This window comes from Acinetobacter sp. YH16053, assembly GCF_013417035.1.
Taxonomy (GTDB): domain Bacteria; phylum Pseudomonadota; class Gammaproteobacteria; order Pseudomonadales; family Moraxellaceae; genus Acinetobacter; species Acinetobacter towneri.
In genome coordinates, this window is sequence record NZ_VPEP01000125.1 from 1 (window position 1) to 1,338 (window position 1,338).

Genomic DNA, 1,338 nt, shown 5'->3' on the forward strand with positions numbered 1-1,338 from the left:
TACAAGCTCCCTTTCGATTTTAAACGGTAGGTACAGAGCATCCCGAATGGGTGCGAACTTTGGAGCTTTTGCTTTTCAAAAAGTATGAGCGAAGCGAATACATTACAAATGCTTTTGCTTTTAGATTTCACAAATAGGATTAACCAAAAACTGCCCCACGAAGCGAGGAACGAGCTTCAATAGAGTACGAGCTTTAGCGAGTACCTAGGGCAGTTTGCACTCCCCTCTCGAAAGGCTTTTAATTATTTTTAAAGCTTTTAAATGCTTTTAGATAAGCTGAAAACATTGATATGAGAGGACTACAGCTTATATAAGCACACAAATTCTCTTGTATAAGCACACAAATTCTCTTGTATAAGCACACAAATTCTCTTGTATAAGCACACAAATTCTCTTGATTTACACACATAAAATATATAGTGTGTAAATACACATTAATAATAACGTGTATTTAATATGAAGAATGGTTTAGTTGTGAAAGATAATGCATTAATAAACGCCAGTTATAATTTAGAACTAACGGAACAGCGTTTAGTCATGCTTGCAATCATTAATGCAAGGGAATTAGGGCGGGGTATTACGGCAGATAGCAAACTAGAAATACATGCTAGTGACTATGCAAAACTATTTAATGTATCACCTGATGCATCCTACAAAGCCCTGAAAGATGCCGTAAATAATCTATTTAACAGGCAGTTTAGCTATACAGCCGAATATAAAAAAACAGGGAAGGTAGGTATCGTTCGCTCTCGCTGGGTAAGCCGTATTTTTTATGTAGATGATTTGGCATTACTAGAAATTACTTTCGCACCTGATGTAGTTCCTTTAATCACTAGATTAGAAGAACACTTTACAAAATATGAAGCCAAACAAGTTGCACACCTAACCAGTAAGTATGCCACTAGACTTTATGAGTTATTAATCGCTTGGCGTGAAGTTGGTAAAACACCTGTTTTTGAACTACAACAATTACGTAAAAATTTAGGTGTTGAAGATGATGAATATCAACGTATGCACCATTTTAAAAGCCGTGTATTAGAAACTGCCATTACTCAAATCAATGAACATACAGACATAAAAGCCACTTATGAGCAACACAAGAAAGGGCGTACAATTACTGGGTTTTCATTCAAGTTTAAGCAGAAACAACAACCGAAAAAATTAGATTCTAAGCGTGACCCAAACACACCTGACTTTTTTATCAAAATGACCGATGCACAACGCCATTTATTTGCAAAAAAAATGTCAGAAATGCCTGAAATGGGGAAATATTCACAAGGTACAGAAAGCTACCAACAATTTGCTATCCGTATCGCTGATATGCTTTTAGAGCCTGAA

Annotated in this window: 1 protein-coding gene; it reads left to right on the forward strand. The window is 35.9% G+C overall.

Features of this window, described 5'->3' with window-relative positions; translation table 11 throughout:
• Positions 1–456: 456 nt before the first annotated feature.
• A partial coding sequence (gene repM / locus FTV43_RS15495; RefSeq protein WP_179995839.1) for a replication initiation protein RepM occupies positions 457–1,338 on the forward strand: 882 nt, incomplete at its 3' end.